The sequence below is a fragment of the Streptomyces sp. NPDC050416 genome (genome assembly GCF_044458845.1).
GTDB lineage: Bacteria > Actinomycetota > Actinomycetes > Streptomycetales > Streptomycetaceae > Streptomyces.
On sequence record NZ_JBITII010000001.1, the window covers coordinates 891,858 to 910,355 of the forward strand.

At 73.2% G+C, this 18,498-nt stretch carries 15 protein-coding genes and 2 pseudogenes; 3 read left to right on the forward strand and 14 right to left on the reverse strand.

Annotated features, from left to right (window positions below; all coding sequences use genetic code 11):
* The first annotated feature begins 143 nt into the window (after window positions 1-143).
* A pseudogene (locus ACIBL4_RS04030) lies at window positions 144-1,148 on the forward strand (enolase C-terminal domain-like protein).
* Here the strand turns inward: ACIBL4_RS04030 and ACIBL4_RS04035 are convergent.
* Both ACIBL4_RS04035 and ACIBL4_RS04040 read right to left on the reverse strand, forming a co-directional pair.
* Window positions 1,056-2,084, reverse strand: coding sequence for an SDR family oxidoreductase (locus tag ACIBL4_RS04035; RefSeq protein WP_399406233.1), 1,029 nt, complete (start codon window positions 2,082-2,084; stop codon window positions 1,056-1,058). The pseudogene ACIBL4_RS04030 and the gene ACIBL4_RS04035 overlap by 93 nt on opposite strands.
* A 6-nt stretch (window positions 2,085-2,090) precedes the next feature.
* Window positions 2,091-2,594, reverse strand: a complete 504-nt coding sequence (locus tag ACIBL4_RS04040) for a phage holin family protein (RefSeq protein ID WP_399406235.1) — start codon at window positions 2,592-2,594, stop codon at window positions 2,091-2,093.
* Window positions 2,595-2,642: 48 nt separating this feature from the next.
* Between ACIBL4_RS04040 and ACIBL4_RS04045 the strand changes: the two genes are divergently transcribed.
* On the forward strand, window positions 2,643-2,990 hold the full coding sequence (locus tag ACIBL4_RS04045) for a VOC family protein (RefSeq protein ID WP_399406237.1): 348 nt from the start codon (window positions 2,643-2,645) through the stop codon (window positions 2,988-2,990).
* A 17-nt stretch (window positions 2,991-3,007) separates the two neighbouring features.
* Here the strand turns inward: ACIBL4_RS04045 and ACIBL4_RS04050 are convergent, their stop codons facing one another.
* From ACIBL4_RS04050 to ACIBL4_RS04095, 10 genes are all read right to left on the reverse strand, one after another.
* Window positions 3,008-3,568, reverse strand: coding sequence for a GNAT family N-acetyltransferase (locus ACIBL4_RS04050; protein WP_399406239.1), 561 nt, complete (start codon window positions 3,566-3,568; stop codon window positions 3,008-3,010).
* A gap of 217 nt (window positions 3,569-3,785) precedes the next feature.
* On the reverse strand, window positions 3,786-4,718 hold the full coding sequence (locus tag ACIBL4_RS04055) for an LD-carboxypeptidase (protein WP_399406241.1): 933 nt from the start codon (window positions 4,716-4,718) through the stop codon (window positions 3,786-3,788).
* Window positions 4,715-6,679, reverse strand: a complete 1,965-nt coding sequence (locus tag ACIBL4_RS04060) for a prolyl oligopeptidase family serine peptidase (protein WP_399406243.1) — start codon at window positions 6,677-6,679, stop codon at window positions 4,715-4,717. The genes ACIBL4_RS04055 and ACIBL4_RS04060 overlap by 4 nt, the downstream gene beginning before the upstream one ends.
* A gap of 3 nt (window positions 6,680-6,682) precedes the next feature.
* Entirely contained in the window at window positions 6,683-7,996 is a 1,314-nt protein-coding gene (locus tag ACIBL4_RS04065; protein WP_399406245.1) for a M20/M25/M40 family metallo-hydrolase, read from the reverse strand.
* Window positions 7,989-8,822 (reverse strand): M55 family metallopeptidase, encoded by an 834-nt coding sequence (locus tag ACIBL4_RS04070; RefSeq protein WP_399406247.1) that lies wholly within the window; start codon window positions 8,820-8,822, stop codon window positions 7,989-7,991. The genes ACIBL4_RS04065 and ACIBL4_RS04070 overlap by 8 nt, the downstream gene beginning before the upstream one ends.
* A gap of 76 nt (window positions 8,823-8,898) precedes the next feature.
* On the reverse strand, window positions 8,899-9,996 hold the full coding sequence (locus tag ACIBL4_RS04075) for a GDSL-type esterase/lipase family protein (protein ID WP_399406249.1): 1,098 nt from the start codon (window positions 9,994-9,996) through the stop codon (window positions 8,899-8,901).
* A gap of 90 nt (window positions 9,997-10,086) precedes the next feature.
* Window positions 10,087-11,361, reverse strand: coding sequence for an NAD(P)/FAD-dependent oxidoreductase (locus ACIBL4_RS04080; protein WP_399406251.1), 1,275 nt, complete (start codon window positions 11,359-11,361; stop codon window positions 10,087-10,089).
* Window positions 11,358-12,152 carry an amino acid ABC transporter ATP-binding protein gene (locus ACIBL4_RS04085; protein WP_399406253.1) on the reverse strand — a complete coding sequence of 265 codons (795 nt, stop codon included), beginning with the start codon at window positions 12,150-12,152 and terminating at the stop codon, window positions 11,358-11,360. Before ACIBL4_RS04085 ends, ACIBL4_RS04080 begins: the two co-directional genes overlap by 4 nt.
* Window positions 12,149-12,904, reverse strand: a complete 756-nt coding sequence (locus ACIBL4_RS04090; RefSeq protein ID WP_399406255.1) for an amino acid ABC transporter permease — start codon at window positions 12,902-12,904, stop codon at window positions 12,149-12,151. Before ACIBL4_RS04090 ends, ACIBL4_RS04085 begins: the two co-directional genes overlap by 4 nt.
* An 11-nt stretch (window positions 12,905-12,915) precedes the next feature.
* A complete protein-coding gene (locus ACIBL4_RS04095) occupies window positions 12,916-13,845 on the reverse strand; it encodes a substrate-binding periplasmic protein (protein ID WP_399406257.1) in 930 nt (309 codons plus the stop codon).
* Between the two features lie 203 nt (window positions 13,846-14,048).
* Here ACIBL4_RS04095 and ACIBL4_RS04100 point away from each other — a divergent pair, with 203 nt between their 5' ends.
* Window positions 14,049-15,230, forward strand: a complete 1,182-nt coding sequence (locus ACIBL4_RS04100) for a CdaR family transcriptional regulator (RefSeq protein WP_399406259.1) — start codon at window positions 14,049-14,051, stop codon at window positions 15,228-15,230.
* 34 nt (window positions 15,231-15,264) lie between these two features.
* Here the strand turns inward: ACIBL4_RS04100 and ACIBL4_RS04105 are convergent, their stop codons facing one another.
* Together ACIBL4_RS04105 and ACIBL4_RS04110 are read right to left on the reverse strand one after the other, a co-directional pair.
* Entirely contained in the window at window positions 15,265-15,990 is a 726-nt protein-coding gene (locus ACIBL4_RS04105) for a class I SAM-dependent methyltransferase (protein WP_399406261.1), read from the reverse strand.
* 33 nt (window positions 15,991-16,023) lie between these two features.
* Window positions 16,024-18,449, reverse strand: a pseudogene (locus ACIBL4_RS04110) (SpoIIE family protein phosphatase).
* Between the last annotated feature and the right edge of the window lie 49 nt (window positions 18,450-18,498).

Sequence of the window (18,498 nt, forward strand, 5' to 3'; positions counted from 1 at the left end):
TGGTCTGCGAGGTGACGGCGGGTGACGCGACCGGCACGGGCTGGACGTACGGCCAGGCGGCGGTCGGTGACTTCCTCACCGCCGAACTCGCCCCGCTGGTCGAGGGCATGAGCGCCCTGGACATCCCGGCGGTGCACGACGCGATGTGCCGGTCGGTGCGCAACGCGGGCCGCCCGGGCATCGCGTCCTGCGCGGTCTCGGCCCTGGACATCGCCCGGTGGGACCTCAAGGCCCGGCTGCTGGAACTCCCCCCTGGCCCGGCTGCTGGGGGTGCGGCACAAGCGGGTGCCGGTGTACGGCAGCGAGGCTTCACGACCTACCACGACACGCACCTGGCCGCGCAGCTGAACGGCTGGGTGCACGGGCAGCACATCCCGCGCGTGAAGATCAAGATCGGTGAGAGGTGGGGCCGCGAGGTGGCCCGCGACCTGCACCGCGTCCGGGCGGCACGCCAGGTCATCGGCCCCGACGCGGAGTTGTACCTCGACGCCAACGGCGCCTACACCCGCAAGCAGGCCGTGCGCGCCGGCCACGCCCTCGCCGAACACGGCGTGGGCTGGTTCGAGGAGCCGGTGTCCTCGGACGACCTGACGGGCCAGAGGCTGGTCCGGGACGCGGTGTGAGTGACGTGACGGCCGGGGAGTACGGCTTCGACCTGCCCTACTTCGCCCGGATGATCACGGCCGGGGCGGTCGACTGCCTCCAGATCGACGCGACCCTGCCCACTGCCCTAAAGGCGTGGGGGGACCCCCACCGGCGGCCTGACCGAGTTCCTGCGTGCGGCCGCCCTGGCGCACGCCCACGGCCTGGAGGTCTCCGCGCACTGCGCCCCGCACGCCCACGCGGCGGCGGCCGCCTCACTCCCCGATCTCCGGCACATCGAGTGGTTCCACGACCACGTCCGCATCGAGGACATGTTCTTCGACGGCGCCCTGGACCCCACGGGCGGCACGATCCGCCCGACCCAGGGCGTGGGCCACGGACTCACCCCGCGGACACAGGAGGTGGCGGAGTACCGGGTCGCCCAGTGCTCCGGCATGTCGACCGAGGTGCTCCTACCGGCGGGCCTGCCCGGCCAGTCTGCGTGCGGCCAGGGCAGCCGCCGCCCCGACGGTCAGGGCCGCGCCCATCCGCCGCCGGTTCCGTGAGACCCACTGCTGCGGGCTGACGTGGACGGCCTCGTCGTCGAACCGCCCGTGCGCGCCGAAGTCGCGGCCCTGCCGCCCGTCCGCCGGGGCCCACAGGTTGGCCGGCTCGTCGTGCCGGTCCCCCTCCTGCTGGGACGCGAAGCCCGTGCGCGCCAGATAGCGGTCGAGCAGGCCGGGGGCGACGGCGTTGGCGAGGAGCGTGGCGGCGGTGGAGGCGCCCACCCAGTACTCCCGGCGCCCCGCGTGCGAGGCCGCGTACACGATCGCCCGGGCCGCGACCTCCGGCTGGTACACGGGTGCGACCGGCCGGGCCCGGCCCCGCATGCGGTTCAGCACCCACTCGAACTGGGGGGTGTTGAGGCCCGGCAGCTGCACCATCGTCGTACACACCCCACTGTGCGCGTGCAGCAGTTCGCAGCGCAGGGACTCGTTGAAGCCCTGGATCGCGTGCTTGGCGCCGCAGTAGGCCGACTGGAGCGGGATGCCCCGGTAGGCGAGTGCGGAGCCGACCTGCACGATCGTGCCGCGGTCGCGCGGCAGCATGTGACGCAGGGCCGCCCGGGTGCCGAACACATAACCCAGGTAGGTCACTTCGGTCACACGGCGGAACTCGTCGGGGCCGATCTCCGTGAACGGAGCGAAGACCCCGGTGAAGGCGTTGTTGACCCAGACGTCGATGGGGCCGAACGTGTCGACGACCTGCTGGGCGGCGTCGTCGACGGCCTTGGCGTCGGAGACGTCCACACTGATGACGAGGGCCTCGCCCCCGGCGCGCCGCACGTCGTCGGCCGCGGCGGCGAGCCCTTCCGTGCCCCGGGCCAGCAGGGCGACCCGGTCGCCGCCGGCGGCGAAGGCGCGGGCCGTGGCCCGTCCCACGCCGCCGCTGGCCCCGGTCACGACGACGACGCGGCCGTGCGGTGTTTCCGCCGTGCTCACTTCGGATCACGCCCCACGGGGAGGAACGTCGGGTTCGTCGGTCGGCCGCGGGGGCACGGCGCCGGGGGCGGGCCCGCCGGCCGCGCCGGCGACCGGTCCGGCCGCGGGCGGGGCAGGCGGCACGGGCGGCACACCCCCGGGCACTCCGGTGCCCGGGCCGGTGGTGGTCTCGCGCCCCGGCGTCATGCCGGCCGCGTTCGCCGGGCCCGGCGGGGAGGCGGACGGCCGGGCCATGCCGCGCAGCACGTACGCCAAGGCGCCCAGGATCACGGCGGTGATCAGCGCGGCGGCCCAGTCGGGCAGGCCGAGGGCGAGGGCCAGTCCCACGGCGAGCGCGAGGGCCGCGCCCGCGTACAGGGCGAGGGCGCCGGACGCGGCGTACAGCGCGGCCTTGCGGCGCTGCTTGCGCGTCTGCTCGCGCAGTTCGTCCCGGACGGTCTCGCGCGCCACCTGTGCGAGCTCGTCGACCAGATGCTTGTCCAGATGCTCCAGGTGATCCAGCGGCTTCATACCCGGCCGGGTACCCTCGCCCCCTCGCCCGTAACTAGGCTCCTCCCCATGGAGATTCTGGGTGCCACACTGCGCGTCTGCGTCGACGACCTCGAGACCGCGATTCCCTTCTACGAGCGGCTGGCGGGCGGCAGAGCCCAGCGCTTCGAACGGGGCGGTGTCCAGGTGGCGGCGATCGGCTGCTTCCTGCTGATGAGCGGCCCCCCGGCCGAGCTGGAGGTGCTGCGCAAGGTGGCCGCCACGATCGCCGTGACGGACGTCGAGGAGACGCACAAGGTGCTGACCGAGCTGGGTGGCCACATCATCGCGGGGCCCATCGCCTCCCCGGCGGGCCGCAACCTGATCGCCCTGCACCCGGACGGGTCGGTCTACGAGTACGTGGACCGCCAGGCGTGATCCCGGCCGGGGCCGGCTCAGCGCCGCCCCGGCTCCTCGATCATCTCGGCGGTGATCGCCCAGCGCTCGTGGTCGCGCCAGGCTCCGTCGACGAAGAGCATGTTCGGCGAGAAGCCCTCCAGGCGGAATCCGCGGCTGCGGGCCAGGGCGATCGAGGCGGCGTTCCGGGGCTGGACGTTGATCTCCAGCCGGTGCAGCCGCATCGGGCCGAACGCGTACCGCACCACGAGGTCCAGCCCTTCGCCCATCAGCCCCCGCCCGGCGGCGTGCGCGAAGGCGCCGTAGCCCAGCGTCCCGCACTGGAAGCCGCCCTCGACGATGTTGTTGATGTTGATGAAGCCGGCGATGGACCCGTCGGCCTTCTCGCAGACCAGGAAGCCCGCCTTGGACGGGTCCTCGATCAGCCGGCCCGCGTACGCGGTGTACGCGGGTGAGCTGTCCGGCGGGAAGAGCCAGGGCTGGTGCAGGTCCTTGCTGTCCCGGGCGCGGGCGGTGAACTCGGCACCGTCCTCGTACGTGAAGTGGCGTATGCCCACCCGGGGGCCTTCGGCGAGGTAGCGGGATGCGTTGTGCGGCACCCCGCCACAGTAACCGCGCCGGCGGTGTCCCATCAGAACCCGGAGACCTCGGAACCCGGAGACCTCGGAACCCGGCGACCTCAGGACCCGGCGACCGGCAGCCGGAGCACGCCGGGCTCGCGCGCTCCGCCGACCACGGTGACCGGCTTGCCCCCCGGTTGCCGAAGAGGTGCCCTGGGCCCGGAGTGTCCGGAGCCCGGCCAGCGTAGCGGCACGCTCAGCTCAGGGCCGGCGCGTCGAACGTCAACGTGCCCGTGCCGGCGTCCAGTTCGGCCGGGAGGCCGAGGGGCATCGTCAGCGCGCCCTCGCCGTGCCCGAACCCGAACTCCTCCACGACCGGGACGCCGAGGCCGCCGAGCCGCTCGGCGAGCACCGCGCGCAGTTCCGCGTACGGGCCGCACGCCGACCAGGAGCCGAGCACGATCCCGGCCACCCCGTCCAGCCAGCCGGTGCGCAGGAGTTGGGTCAGATACCGGTCGACGCGGTACGGGCTCTCGCCCACGTCCTCGATCAGCAGCAGCCCGCCCCGGGCGCCGGCGAGGGCGTGCGGGGTGCCGAGGTCGCTCGCGAGCAGGCTGAGGCAGCCGCCGAGCGTGACGCCACGGGCCCGTCCGGGCACCAGCGCGGTGCCGCCCGGGGGCACGGCGGTGACGGTCCGCACGGACTCGGGCGCGAAGAGGGTCGCCCGGAGGTGTTCCTGCGCCCGGGCGTTCTTGAGGAAGTCGACACCGGCCGCCGCCGGGCCGTACAGGGTGGCCAGGCCCAGGCGGGTGGCGAACGCCTGGTGCAGGACGGTGATGTCGCTGAACCCGGCGAACACCTTCGGGCCCGCCGCCCGCATCGCCTCCCAGTCGAGCAGGTCCACCATGCGCTGCGCTCCGTACCCGCCCCGGGCGCACAGCACCGCGGCGACGGCCGGGTCGCACCAGGCGTTCTGGAGGTCGGCGGCCCGCTGGGCGTCCGTACCGGCCAGGTAGGCGAACTCCCGGTGGCGGCCGAGCACATGGGGTGCCACGACAGGGTCGAGGTCCCAGCCGCGCAGGACGTCGAGCCCGGCCTGGAGCCGCTCCTCGGGCACGGGCCCGCTGGGCGCGACGACGGCCACGCGGGCGCCGGGGGCGAGTCGGGGCGGTCGCAGCAGAGGTCTCACTTTGTGAGCTCCAGGGTCGGGACGCCGGGTGGGTTCAGCCCGAACACCTGGGCGTACAGTGACAGTTCGGCCTCCAGGGCGCGCACCATGGTCTCCGCCCGGCGGAACCCGTGCCCCTCCCCCTCGAAGGCGAGGTAGGCGTGCGGCACCGGCCGGTTGCCGAGGCGGGCCAGGAACCGCTCGCACTGGACGGGCGGGCAGATCACGTCGTCCAGGCCCTGGAGCAGCAGGAACGGCACGTCCAGGCGGTCGGCGTGGGTGGCGGGCGAGCGCTCCGTGTAGCGCGCGGGCACGTCGGTGAGCGGCCCGATCAGGCTCTCCAGGTAGTGCGACTCGAAGTCGTGGGTCTCGCCCGTGCCCCAGCCGGTGAGGTCGAGGATGGGGTACTTGATCGTGCCGCAGGCGTAGACGTCGGTCGTGGTGAGCGAGGCGGCCGCGGTCCAGCCGCCCGCGCTGCCGCCCCGTACGGCGAGCCGGTCGCGGTCGGCGGTGCCCTCGTCGGCGAGGGCCAGGGCGACGGCGGCGCAGTCCTCGACGTCGACCACGCCCCACTGCTCGCGCAGCCGTTCGCGGTAGGCGCGGCCGTAGCCGGTGGAACCGCCGTAGTCGACCTCGGCGACGCCGATGCCCCGCGAGGTGAAGTAGGCGATCTCCAGGTCGAGCACGAGCGGCGCGCGTCCGGTGGGCCCGCCGTGCGCCCAGACGACGTACGGCGGCAGCTCGTCGGCGGGAGCGACACAGCCGGGGTGGTGCGGCGGATAGATGTGGGCGTGGATGTCGCGTCCGTCGGGGCCGGTGAAGGTGCGGATCTGCGGCTCGGGGTAGTACGCGGGGTCCACGGCGTCGTCGTGCTCGGCGCCGATGACGCGGGCGTAGCCCGTGCGGGCGTCCAGCTCCACGACCTCGTAGGCGCTGCGCGGGCTGGCCCCGACGGCCACGACCCGCTCGCCGTGCGCGGCGAGGGTGGCGGCGAACTCGGTCCAGGGCCCGGCCGCGTCGACGACCTCACCCGTCTCGGGGTCCAGGATCCCGAGGGCGGTGGCGCCCCGGCCGTGCACGACGGCGATCAGGCCGCTGTCGAGCGGCGCGAACCATCGCATGCCCAGTTTCCACAGTGCTCCGGCGAACTCCTCCTCGCGCGGGCACAGCGGCTCCCCGTCGAGGTACAGGTTCCACCAGCCGCTGCGGTCGCTCGCGTACAACAGGCGGCCGTCGTGGGTGAAGTCCGCCTGGGCAATGGACTCTTCCTGCCCGCCGGCGACGGTCCGCGCGCCGTGCAGGGTGCCGTCCGGGCCGACGTCGGCGAGGAGCAGTTCGGTGCCGTCCCACGGCATGCGGGGATGATCCCAGGCGAGCCAGGCCGCCCGCCGCCCGTCGGGCGACAGCCGCGCTCCGGTCACGAACCGGTGCCGGTCGTCGGTGAGTTCGCGTACGGCGTCCCGGTCCCGTGCGGCGGAGCCGTCCAGCGGTACGGCGGCCAGGACACGCCGCACATCGGTGGGTCCGGCGCCGGTGAACTCCTCCAGCACGCACCACACCTCGTCCCGCTCGGGCCGCAGTTGCGGCTCGGCCCAGCGCAGGCCCGCGCCCACGTCGGACACGGGCGTGAGCGGACGCGGCTCGCCGCCGGGCTCGTAGCCGTACAGCCGCTGGTCGGCGAAGTTCACGAACACCACCAGCGGGCCGTTCTCCTGCGGGAGGGCGGCCCACGGATGTCCGCCGTATTCGATGACCCGGCTGCGCACGTTCCACGGGGCGGGCAGCAGCGACTCCTCCGTGCCGTCGGCGTGCCGCCGCACCAGGGTGCGCCGCCCGGCCTCGGCGGGGCGCGGTTCGGTCCACCACACCTCGTCGCCGACGAACCCCACGTACTCCGGGTGTCCGTCGTGCGCGGCGGCCAGCGCCGCGTCGATGGGCGAGGGCCAGGCCCCGTACGGCAGTGTCCGCACCGTCTCCCCCATTCCCTAGGCCGTGCGCAGGAACCGGTCGAGTACTCGGACACCGAAGTGCAGCGCCTCGACGGGGACCCGCTCGTCGACGCCGTGGAACATGGCGTTGTAGTCGTAGCCCTCCGGCAGCTTCAGCGGTGTGAAGCCGTAGCCGGTGATGCCGAGGCGGGAGAACTGCTTGGCGTCCGTGCCGCCGGACATGCAGTACGGCACCACGTGCCCCTCCGGGGCGAACTCCTCGACGGCGGCCCGCATCCGGGCGAACGTCACCGAGTCCACCGGCGCCTGCAAGGCCACCTCGTGGTGGTGGAACTCCCACTCCACGTCCGGCCCGGTGAGCAGGTCGAGGGTCTCGCGGAACTCGTCCTCCCCACCGGGCAGATACCGGCCGTCCACGTGCGCCACGGCCTCCCCGGGAATCACGTTGATCTTGTAACCGGCGTCCAGCATGGTCGGGTTGGCGCTGTTGCGGACGGTCGACTCGACGAGCCGGGCGGCCGGTCCGAGCTTGTCGAGCAGCCGGTCCACGTCGGTGAGGTCGGGCTCGATGCCGTACAGCACGGCGAGTTCGGTGAGCGCGGCGCGCACGGTCGGGGTCAGCCGCAGCGGCCACTCGTGCTCGCCGATCCGGGTGATCGCGGCCGCGAGCCGGGTGACCGCGTTGTCCTTGTTCACCTTGGAGCCGTGCCCGGCCCGGCCGCGCGCGGTGAGCTTCAGCCAGGCGGTGCCCCGCTCACCGGCCGAGACGGGGTAGATCTGCCGTCCCGCGCCGTCGTGGAAGGTGAAGGCGCCCGACTCGCTGACGCCCTCGGTGCAGCCCTCGAACAGCGCGGCGTGCCGGTCGGCGAGGAACCCGGAGCCGTCCTCGGCGCTGGCCTCCTCGTCCGCGGTGAACGCGATGACGATGTCCCGCCGGGGGCGGACGCCCTGGCGTGCCCAGGCGCGCAGCACGGCGAGGATCATCGCGTCCATGTTCTTCATGTCGACGGCGCCGCGTCCCCAGACGACCCCGTCGCGGATCTCCCCGGAGAACGGGTGCACGCTCCAGTCGGCGGCCTCGGCGGGCACGACGTCCAGATGGCCGTGGAGCAGCAGCGCGTCGGCCGAGGGGTCGGTGCCCTCGACGCGGGCGACGACGTTGGTGCGGCCCTTGGTGCGCTCCAGGAGCGTCGGCTCGATGCCGGCCTCGGCGAGCCGCGCGGCGGCGTACTCGGCGGCGGGCCGTTCCTGGCAGTCGCCCCCGCCCCGGTTGGTGGTGTCGATCCGGATCAGGTCGGACGTGAACGTCACGACCTCGTCCAGCGCCTGCCGGTCCGGCTGCTCAGCCATACTGCTCCTCCACCGCGGCCGAGACGATCGTGGTGACCGCCTTGAAGGCGCGGATGCCCTCGTACATGGTCCCGCTCGTGCAGGCCACCTTCCGCTCCCCGATCCGGTCCACACCCGGCACGACGGTGGCGGCCATGGCCAGGTGCTCGGCGTCGAACTCGACGGCGACGGTGAACGGGCCGCCGTGCACGGGTTGGTGACGCACCGCCAGCGACGCCGCCTCCTTGGCCGCCGCCCGGATGTCGGCCGCGGTCCTGGCGGGCGTCCGGCACACGGCCGCGTACCGCGAGACGTGGTCCTTCACGGCGACCTTCAGCGCCTCGGGCGCGTATCCGAGCGCGTCCTCGCAGGCGACGTCGTCCCCGGTGACCAGCACGACCGGCACCCCGAACTCGGCGACGACATGCGCGTTGAGCAGCCCCTCGCTCGCCGGTACGTCGTTCAGCCACACGCCCGTGATCTGGTTCGCGAGGTAGGTGTGCGCGAGGACGCCCTCCATGCCGGCGCCCGCGTGGTAGCCGACGAACGCGATGCCGTCCACGTCGCCGTGCTGCACGCCCTCCACCATGGACAGCGCCTTGTGCCGCCCGGTGAGCAGCTGGGCCCGTTCGTCCAGCTGCTCCAGCAGCAGATTGCGCATGGTCGAGTGCGCCTCGTTGATGACGACCTCGTCGGCGCCGCCGTCGTAGAAGCCGAGCACGGCGGCGTTGACGTCCGAGGTGAACAGCGAGCGGCAGCGCTCCCACTGCGAGGCGCCCGGCAGCACGTCGTCGGGCCAGGTGACGCCGGTGGCGCCCTCCATGTCGGCGCTGATGAGGATTCTCATGACGAGCCGTCCCCCCGGATGGAGATCTTCATGGTTCGTCACGTTACGCGCTGCGGGCGGAACCGGCTACGACATGTCACCACCGTATCGGCAGGTCGGTGATGAACGCGGTGAGCCGGTCGGCGAGCAGGCGGTCGTCGCGGGCCGAGTAGTGCCAGTGGCAGCCCGTGTAGTCCAGGCCCGTGTCGTCGAGGCGCCAGTAGCGGACCCGGCGGTCGCCCGCGCCCGCGCGCTCCTCGACCACCTGCTGGACGTGTCCGGCGAACGGGCCGGCGCCGACGGCCAGGAGGGTGGTCCCGGGCCCGTAGCGCGTCCGCAGCTTCTGGAGGAAGCCGCTGTAGGCGCTCCGGTAGGCGGCGGCGAGGCTCTCCTCCGTCCACGGCTCGCCCGGGTTGACGGGGGTCGAGAAGTCGTTGGTGCCGAGGTGGACCACCACCAGCTGCGGTCGCCAGGTGCCCGGGTTCTGCCAGACGTCACCGGGCACGTTCAGCAGCGCGCGGTCGTAGAAGGTGCGGTAGTTCACCTCCGGCGTCCCGCCGTTGTAGTTGCGGACCATGCCCAGGCCCGAATAGGCGTTGACCTGGTAGTCGGCGCGCAGCCGCCGGGCGGTGAGGGCGCCGTAGCTCACGTCGGCGTTCGTGGTGCGCGCGACCTGCTCGCCGGTGCAGTCGCGGGAGGTCGAGAGGTTGCCGTAGCCCACCGTGAGGGAGTCGCCGACGAACTCGATCCGGCGGCTGCGTGCGGCCGGTCTGCCGAGGACGGCGCCGCCGGGCGCGGCGACGAAGCCGCCGAACGAGCTGGTGCTCCAGGGGGTGTCGTTGCGCTTGACGAGCCGGACGGTGTGCACGCCGTCGCGCAGACCCTTGATCCAGTGGGTGGTCCTGCCCGGCGTGACGAGGGTGGCGACGGTGGTTCCGTCGATCTGGACGTCGTAGTCGGCGGCCGGGTCGTCGAGCACGACGCCCACGCCGGTGCCGCGGAACCGGCCCTCGAAGTACACGCCGGGCCAGCTGTACTGGAGCACGTCCCCCGCGTCCTTGACCCGCCCGGCGGTGTGCACGCTCGCGCGCACGCCGTCCCGGTCCGGCGGGGAGGCGGTGGCGACGGCGGGCGGACCGGCCAGCGCCAATGCCGCCGTCGACGCGACCAGCATCCGTAACCAGGGCAACGGCATGACTGTCCTCCGGGGGACGAGACAGGTGCACATATGGGGGCGACATGACGGTACATCGACAAAATCCCCGCCCGCCAGACCGCGTCGCGCTCAGCTCCGCAGCCGGTCGAAGCCGAAGGGCACGAGGGCCTCGGGCCGCCGCCCGGTGATGACGTACTGGGCGAGCCGCTGCCCGGTGACCGGGCCCAGGGTGACCCCGAGCATGCCGTGGCCGGTGGCGGCGTAGGCGTTGTCGTGCCCGGGGACGCGGTCGATCACCGGGAGTCCGTCGGGGAGGAACGGCCGCCCGCCCACCCAGGGGTCCCGGATCAGGCCGACCAGGTCGTCCGGGTCGTCGAACCAGCGGCCCAGGTAGTGCCGGCTCGCGAGGGCGACCGCGACGATACGGCGCCAGTCGAGGCGGTTGTTGTTGCCGCTGAGCTCCATCGTGCCGCCGATCCGCGTGGTGCCGCCGATCGGTGAGGCGACGGCCCGGCGCTCGCCGAAGTACAGCGTGTGCCGGGGCGCCGGATCCAGGTCCACGGAGAAGCTGTAGCCCTTCCCTGCCTGGAGGGGCAGATGGTGCCCCAGGAATCCGAGCAGGTCCGGCGAGCGCATGCCCGCCGCGACGACGACCGCCGCACAGGGCAGTTCGGTGTCGGCGGTGCGCAGGGCGGTGACCCGGCCGCCCGTCGAACGGAACCCGGTGACCTCGGCGTTCTCGTGGATCTTCACACCAGCGGCGGCCAGTGCCTCGCCCAGGGCACGCGCGAACGCCTCCGGGTCGACGACCCCCTCCCCCGCCACGAGGTAGGCCGCGCGCACGGCCGGTGACAGCGCCTCGTCCAGCAGGTGGGCCTCGGCGCCCGTGACGATGTCGTCGGGCACGGGATAGTGCCCGTCCGCCATCTCCCGCTGGAGCGCGAGGTGGTGCCGGGCCTCGGCAGGCGACAGGAAGGCGTGCACCATCCCGGGCCGGGTCAGCGTCGTGTCCACCCCGGCCTCGCGCATGCCGTCGAACAGGCCGAAGGTCTCGCGGTTCAGCTCGGCGACCGCCGCGTAGCCGCGCTTGAAGACGGCCGGGGTGCTGCTGCGCCAGAACCGCCACAGCCACCGCACGAACGCCGGGTCCGGAAGCGGCCGCAGGTAGAGCGGGGAGTCGGGACGGCCCAGCGAGCGCAGGGCGTAGCGCACCACGCCCGGCGCCGGCACCGGCGTGGAGTGGCTGAGGCAGACCCAGCCGGCGTTGCCCCTCGACGCCCCGGACCCGAGCCGGCGCCGCTCGACCACCTCCACCGGCAGCCCCGCGGCGGCCAGGTAGTAGGCCGTGCACAGCCCGACCACGCCGCCGCCCACCACGACGACGGGGCCCGACACGGCGCTCATGACGCGTTCCCGTACGACGCCAGGAACTCCCTGGTGCGGGCCTCGGCGGGGGTGTCCAGGACGTCCTCGGGCCGGCCCTCCTCCACGATCCGGCCGCCGTCGACGAACACGACGTGGTCGGACACCTCGCGGGCGAAGGGCAGTTCGTGGGTGACGAGCAGCATCGTCATCCCGTCGGCGGCCAGTTCGCGCATCACGGACAGCACCTCCCGGGTCGCCTCGGGGTCCAGGGAGGAGGTGGGCTCGTCGAAGAGCAGCACCTCGGGCCTCAGGGCGAGGGCCCGCGCGATGGCGACGCGCTGCTGTTCGCCGCCGGAGAGCTGCTCGGGCTGGGCGAGGGCGCGGTGGGCCACCCCGACCCGGCGCAGCAGGGCAACGGCCCGCTCCAGGGCCTGGGCTTCGGGCACTCCGGCCTTGCGCTGGGCGAGCACCACATTCTCCACCGCCGTCAGGTGCGGGAACAGATGGAACCGCTGGAAGACCATGCCGACCGTGCGGCGCAGCCTGGGCAGGTCGCGGCAGACCATGCGGCCGCCCTGGTGGACGGTCTCACCGGCGACCTCGACGGTGCCCTGGTCCGGGCGTTCCAGCAGGTTCACGCAGCGCATCAGGGTCGTCTTGCCGCCCCCGCTCTGGCCGATGACGCTGACGATGCTGCCCCGGCCGACCTCCAGGTTCACCCGGTCGAGCACGAGCCGGCCGTCGAAGGACTTGCACAGCCCCTCGATCCGTATGACGGCCTGGGAGGATGCCCGGGCGGCGGGCGTCGCCGCGGCCACTGACTCGGTCATGCGGAAACCTCCTTCACGGGAACGGCGGCGGCCGGCTCGGCGGCCAGCAGGGCACGGGCCGCCCGCAGGCGCCGCCGTCGCCACGGCGACAGGGGCACTCCCGACCGGACCTTGCGCTCCAGGAGCAGCAGCAGTTGGGACAGCGGGTAGCAGAGGGCGAAGTAGATCGCGGCGACGACCAGGTACACCTCCAGGGCCCGGAAGGTGGCCGAGGTGATGAGCCGTCCCTCGGACATCAGCTCGGCGGCGGAGACGGTGACCAGCAGCGAGGTGGACTTGAGCAGGTCGACGAGCATGGTGTTGGTGCCGGGCAGGGCCAGCCGGAGGGCCTGCGGGAGCACGATGTGGCGGAAGATGCCGGTCCTGCCGACACCCAGGGCCTCGCCGGCCTCGGTCTGTCCCGCGTGCACGCCGCTGATCGCGGCGCGGAAGATCTCGGACAGGTAGGCGGCGTAGAAGACGACCAGGCTGAGGCAGCCGGCCGTGAAGACGTCCAGCCGGATCCCGGCCGAGGCGAGGCCGAAGTAGGTCAGGAAGATGATGGCGAGCAGCGGGACGTTCTTGAACACCTCGGTGTAGACGGCGGCGAGGGCGCGCGCCGGCCAGGCCCTGCTGAGCCGGAGCAGCGCCACGGCCAGGCCGAGGAACACCGCTCCCGAGAAGCTGACGACCGTGTAGGACACGGTGCGCCCGAGCGCGGAGATCAGATCGGGCCGGTAGTCGGACCAGGGGACCTCGAAGAGACCGGACATGGCGGCTGCTTTCACTGGGCGATGGACGGGGGCGTCCAGTCCTTGGGCCGGTCCACGCCCCGGCGGGCCGTGGCGACGTCGGCGGCGGGCACGAGGAACTGCTTCGGGTCGCCGCCGTACTTGCGGACGAGCTTGTCCAGTTCACCGTTCTTGTACATGGCGTCGATCTGCGCGGAGATCGCCCGCTCCAGCTTCGTGGCCTTCTTCGGCAGGTAGAAGCCGGTCTGGTACGGCTGGAAGTACGCGTAGGCGGGCTTGGCCTTCACCTGCGCGGCGGTCGGCGGCGTCAGGTACTGCGTGTCGATCTTCAGCTCCGGGCGCTGCTTCTGCGCCGCGATGATGATCAGCGGGTCGAGGAAGCCGACGTCGACCCGGCCGGCGCCCAGGTCGTCGAAGACGCCGTTGGCGTCCGGGTAGGCGTGCAGCTTGCCACCCGGCACGGCCTGGATAGACTTGACCCAGACGTAGCCCTCGACGGTGCCCAGATTCAGCCCCTCCAGGTCCCCGACCGTCTTGTACGTCTTGCCGCTGCGGACGGCCATCGCCGGGGGCGAGTAGTAGGGCGGATCGGTGAACAGCCCCTGTTTCTGCCGGTCGGCGGACCAGGCGACGCCGCCGATGGTGATGTCGACCCGGCGGGACTGCACCCCGGCGAGCATGCCCGCGAAGTCCGTCACCTCCGGCTCGATCTTCAGGCCCAGCTTCTTGGCGGCGTGGGCGAGGATGTCGCCGTCGAGTCCGACGATTCTGCCGTCCTGGACGCTGGTGTAGGGCGCGTAGGGCTGGACGGCCACCTTGAGGACGCCGGGCGTGAGCGTGCCCAGCGCGGCGGTCTCGGCGGACACGTTCTTCGGGACGTCGTCCCCGCCCGAGCCGCAGGCGGCGGTGGATATCAGGAGCATCGCGGACAAAGCGAGAGCGAGCGAGCGCACACGGATCATCGGCTCGGGCCTTCCGTCTCGGTGCTGAAGGATCCCGCCGATTCACCGGACACTGTGCTCCCGGCGGGGAGGTGATGAGCCCCAAAGCTAGGCACAGGCCCGCCGCGCGTCACCGTTCACTTCGTACGAACTTGTCGCCGGAATGCCTGCCTCCCCTGTACGGTGCGTCCAACCCGGACCGCCCCTGGCGGGAGGAATCGCCCATGCTGAGCCCGTCACTCGCGCAGGAGATCGCCGGGGACACCTCCGCGGTCATCGGCTTCAACGTGCTGATCACCGACGCCGAGGGCATGGTCATCGGCAGCGGCGACAGCAGCCGCGTCGGCACCTTCCATGAGGCGTCCGTCGAGGTCGTCCGCACCAAGGAACCCGCCACGCACAACGCCTCTCAGGCCCAGTCGCTGCGCGGGGTCCGGCCCGGAATCACCCTGCCCCTGGTCACGGACGGGCGGGCGGTGGGAACCGTCGGGATCACCGGCACCCCCGCCCAGGTGGGCCGCTTCGGGCTGCTGGTGAAGCGGCAGACGGAGATCCTGATCCGCGAGTCCGTGATGCTGCGCTCGCGGCTGCTCGCCGAGCGGGCGGCCGAGAAGCTGCTCACCGACATCGCCGCGTACGACCCGCTGGTCGTGGAGGGCGACCTGCTGATGTTCCGGGCCGCCGACCTCGGCTTCGACCTGCGGCTGCGCCGGGTCGCGGTGGCGTTCGAGGTGACCGTGCCGGATTCGGGCGCCCGTCGGGGCGCCCGGGCCCGGGACGTGGCGCTGGTCCGCTCCGAGCTGCTGCGTACGGTCCGCGACGTCTTCGCCGACCCGCAGGACATCGTCGCCGGCACGGCTCCCGGCTGGATCGGCGTCCTGCACCGGCTCCCTGCCCGGGCCCCGGCGGACGCGCCGGCCGCCGACTGCCGCCGGGTCACGGACGTCATCGCCGCCCAGGACGGGCTCACCGCCCGCGCGGGCATCGGCGAACCGGCCACCTCTGTCGGCGCTCTGCACGACTCGTACCAGGACGCGTGCGACGCGCTGCGCCTGGGCGCCCGGGTGGACGGCGGCTCCACCGTCCACGCGATCGGCGATCTGCGGGTCCACCAGCTCCTGGCTGCGGTGAGCCAGTCCGCCCGTAACCGGCTGCTCGACCTGACCGCCGCCCGGCTGCGGGAGCAGCCGGACTGGCCTGCCCTGCGCGACACGATCACCGCCTGGTGCGAGAGCGGCTTCAACCTCGTACGGGCGTCCGCGGCGCTGCACATCCACCGCAACACCGTCGTCTACCGCATGAACAAGATCGAGCAGCTCACCGGCCGTCCGCTGCGCGAGCACCGGACGGCCATGGCCCTGTACCTGGCGTGTCTGGCCGACCGGCTGGGCGGCCCGGACCGCTGACCGTCCGCCTCAACGACCTTTACCTTGGGGACCTCTAAGCCGTACGCCCCGCCACCAGCCACCTGGCGGGCAGCTCGATCCGCGTGCCGTCGGAGTGGAACTCCGTGGTGAGGAGGGGCAGTTCGCCGCTCGCCAGGACGGTGAGACCGGCCGAGCGCAGATAGGCGGGTACGGCGTCGTCGGAGACCTCGCCGGGGGCCAGCCCGTGCCGGAACACGGGCGCGAGCTTGGGCGGCGGACCGGACGGGCCGCTCGCCAGCCCCAGCAGCACCGCCTTGGCCGCCCCCGACAGCTCCACGAGGAAGGCCCGGCCCCGGTCGCCGACCAGCGTGGCGATCCCGTCGGCCAGCGCCTGCCGGTCGTCCGGCTCGCACTGGTGCAGCACGCCCCGCATGTAGACGTTGGTGTCGCCGAACTCGGCGTGCAGGGCCTGCGCCTCACTCTTCTCGGCGGCGTCCAGCTGCCGGTAGGAGGCCTGCCCCGCCGGGTCGGCCCGCCGGGCGTGGTCGAGGGCCGCGGCGGACAGGTCGGCGCCCACGACCCGCGGGAAGCGGTCGGCGAGGAAGCGCGTCTGGGTGCCGTTGCCGCAGCCGAGGTCCACCAGCGGCAGCGCGGGATCGGCCAGGTGCGGTTCGAACAGGGCGAGATGCGGGCCGGCGGTCACGGCCGGCTCGGCGTCCCACATCACCGCCCCGGGTTCGTCGGGCGCCTCCCGCCAGAACCCCTCCCAGGCCTCCCGGTACCGGCTCGTCACGCTCATGCCCACTCCCCAGGGTGTCGACGGCGGTGGTGTTCAGCGGCGCGGCAGGGTCAGCTCGAACCAGACCGTCTTGCCGGCCTTGGTCCGGCTGGTACCCCACTCGCGGGACAGCGTGCTGACGACCCGCAGACCGCGCCCGGAGTCGTCGAGCGGGCCCGTGCCGAGCAGCGTCGGCAGGTCGTGGTCGTCGTCGTCCACCTCGCACAGCAGGGTGTCGCCGCGGACCAGGCGCAGTTCGACGGGGCGGGCGCGGGAGTGCCGTACGGCGTTGGTGACGAGTTCGCTGACCAGCAGCTCGGCGGGCGCGGCCAGCTTCGCCAGGCCCCAGTCGTGCAGTTGCTCGCGGACCGCCGCGCGGGCCCGGCCGACCTCGGCCGGTTCGAGGGCGAGCCGCCACTCGGCCACGTCGTCCGGTTCGATGCCGTTCAGGCGGGCCATGAGCAGCGCCACGTCGTCCTTGCGGCCGCCACACGTGTTGAGGGACCGGATGATCGTGTCGCAGGCGTCGTCCATGGAGGCGGCCGGGTGGGCGGCTGATGCGCAGAGGGTCGCCAGGCCCACGCCGATGTCCTCGCCGCGCACCTCGACCAGCCCGTCGGTGCACATCACCAGCCGGTCGCCGGGCCCGACGCGCACCCGTACCGCCTCGAAGGGCACCCCGCCGACGCCGATGGGCGCCCCGGTGGGCAGACCGAGCAGTTCGCTGCGCCCGTCCTCGGCGCGGACCAGGACGGGCGGGATGTGACCGGCGTTGGCGAGGTGCAGTTCGCCCGCGATCGGGTCGTAGACGGCGTACAGGCAGGTCGCAAGGTAGCTGTCGCCGAGGCGCTGGGCGAGGTCGTCGAGGTTGCGCAGCAGCTGGGCGGGCGGCAGGTCGAGCCCGGCCATGGTCTGCACGGCCGTGCGCAACTGCCCCATCATGCGGCCGAGTTCAGTCCGTGGCCCATGACGTCGCCGACGACGAACGCGGTGCGCCCGCCGGGCAGCTTCACCGCGTCGAACCAGTCGCCGCCGACCCGCCCGAGCAGCGTGCCGGGCAGATAGCGGGTGGCGATGTCGCAGCCCGCCATGCGGGACGGGATGTGCGGCAGCATGCTGTCCTGGAGCGTCTCGGCGACGTTCTCCTGAAACGTGTACATGCGCGCGTTGTCGAGCACCAGCCCCGCGCGGGCGGCGAGTTCGGCGCCGGTGACCCGGTCCATGTCGTTGAAGACGGGCCGCTCCGGGTGCCGCAGCAGGATCATGAAGCCGAGCACGACCTGGCGGGCCTTCAGGGGAACGACCAGCATGGAGCGGCCCGTGATGAGCGGCCGGATGTCGCGCTTCTCGAACTGCGCGGCGATGGCGTGGCCCATCTCCTCGCCGATGTGCGGCACGAGCACGGGTTCGCCGGTCGTCATGCACTGGAAGAACGGCGTGTGCGCCGGGAACGGCATGGCCTCGCCGACGGGCACGACGTCGTCCCAGCGGCCGGGTTCGTCGGTGTGCTCGACGGCGACCCGGTGCCACAGGGTCGTCGTGTCGGGCACGCCCTCCGGGAACCCCTCGCCCGCGACGACCTGTTCGCGCAGATAGGTCCCGGCGACGTCGGTGAAGCGGGGCACGACGGCCCTGCTGACCTCGATGATCGTGCGGGACAGGTCGAGGGAGGTGCCGATGCGGCCGCTGACCTCGTTGAGGAACTCCAGGCGCTCGCGGACGGCGGCGTACTCGAGGTCCTCGCCCTCGTCGCGCAGTTCCTCCGGGACGGGCTCGCCGGCGGCGAGAGCCCGCGCGGCGCGTTCCCGGCGTGCCTTGCGCTCGGCGCGCCGGGCCACACCCCAGTCCTGGGTGATGGGCACCCGGTCGTTCTGGCTGAACTCCAGGACCGGGTAGCCGAGTTCGAGGACCTGCGCGACGATGCGGGCGCTCTCGCCGACGCTCATGCCGGGCAGGATCTCGGGGAGCCTGCGGGCGAGGTCCTCCGAGCCGGGGAAGTCGGTGTGCGGCGCGAAGCCGGGCGCGATCCGCTCGAACGCCCCGTCGATGCCGCCGGCGCGCAGCCCGTCCGCGTCGGCGGCCAGCACGAGAAGCCGCTCGGGGCCGGTGCCGACCAGGGGGTAGGCCCACCACAGGACGTCGACCCGGTCGCTGCCGGGAGCGGTGAGCCGGGCGCGGCCGGCCGCCGGGTAGGACAGCCCGCCGTCGAGGGACGGTCCGAGGCCGGGCCCCAGACCGTCGTAGGCCTCGTACGGGGTGGTGTCCTGGTCCTCGGGGAGTGCGCCGGAGACGGGGAGCAGGTCGAGGGCCGGGCGGCCGATGGCCTCGTCCTTGGGGACGCCGAACAGGCGCCGTGCGCCCCGGCTCCAGTGCGACACGAGGCCTTCGCGGTCGACGACGACCACGGCCAGGGGGACACGGCCGGGCCCGGTGGGGTCGGTCACCGAACCGTACTCGGCGCTCTCGGTGCCACGGTCCATGCCCTCTCTCCCCACGGATCCGCATCACCACCGTACGGCGACCGCCGGT

Coding starts and splice junctions, on each gene's coding strand:
- ACIBL4_RS04040 (WP_399406235.1), bottom strand. CDS start 2,594: ATGAAGCCGCTGGATCACCTGGAGCATCTGGACAAGCATCTGGTCGAC.
- ACIBL4_RS04045 (WP_399406237.1), top strand. CDS start 2,643: ATGGAGATTCTGGGTGCCACACTGCGCGTCTGCGTCGACGACCTCGAG.
- ACIBL4_RS04060 (WP_399406243.1), bottom strand. CDS start 6,679: ATGGGGGAGACGGTGCGGACACTGCCGTACGGGGCCTGGCCCTCGCCC.
- ACIBL4_RS04065 (WP_399406245.1), bottom strand. CDS start 7,996: ATGGCTGAGCAGCCGGACCGGCAGGCGCTGGACGAGGTCGTGACGTTC.
- ACIBL4_RS04070 (WP_399406247.1), bottom strand. CDS start 8,822: ATGAGAATCCTCATCAGCGCCGACATGGAGGGCGCCACCGGCGTCACC.
- ACIBL4_RS04075 (WP_399406249.1), bottom strand. CDS start 9,996: ATGCCGTTGCCCTGGTTACGGATGCTGGTCGCGTCGACGGCGGCATTG.
- ACIBL4_RS04080 (WP_399406251.1), bottom strand. CDS start 11,361: ATGAGCGCCGTGTCGGGCCCCGTCGTCGTGGTGGGCGGCGGCGTGGTC.
- ACIBL4_RS04085 (WP_399406253.1), bottom strand. CDS start 12,152: ATGACCGAGTCAGTGGCCGCGGCGACGCCCGCCGCCCGGGCATCCTCC.
- ACIBL4_RS04090 (WP_399406255.1), bottom strand. CDS start 12,904: ATGTCCGGTCTCTTCGAGGTCCCCTGGTCCGACTACCGGCCCGATCTG.
- ACIBL4_RS04095 (WP_399406257.1), bottom strand. CDS start 13,845: ATGATCCGTGTGCGCTCGCTCGCTCTCGCTTTGTCCGCGATGCTCCTG.
- ACIBL4_RS04100 (WP_399406259.1), top strand. CDS start 14,049: ATGCTGAGCCCGTCACTCGCGCAGGAGATCGCCGGGGACACCTCCGCG.
- ACIBL4_RS04105 (WP_399406261.1), bottom strand. CDS start 15,990: ATGAGCGTGACGAGCCGGTACCGGGAGGCCTGGGAGGGGTTCTGGCGG.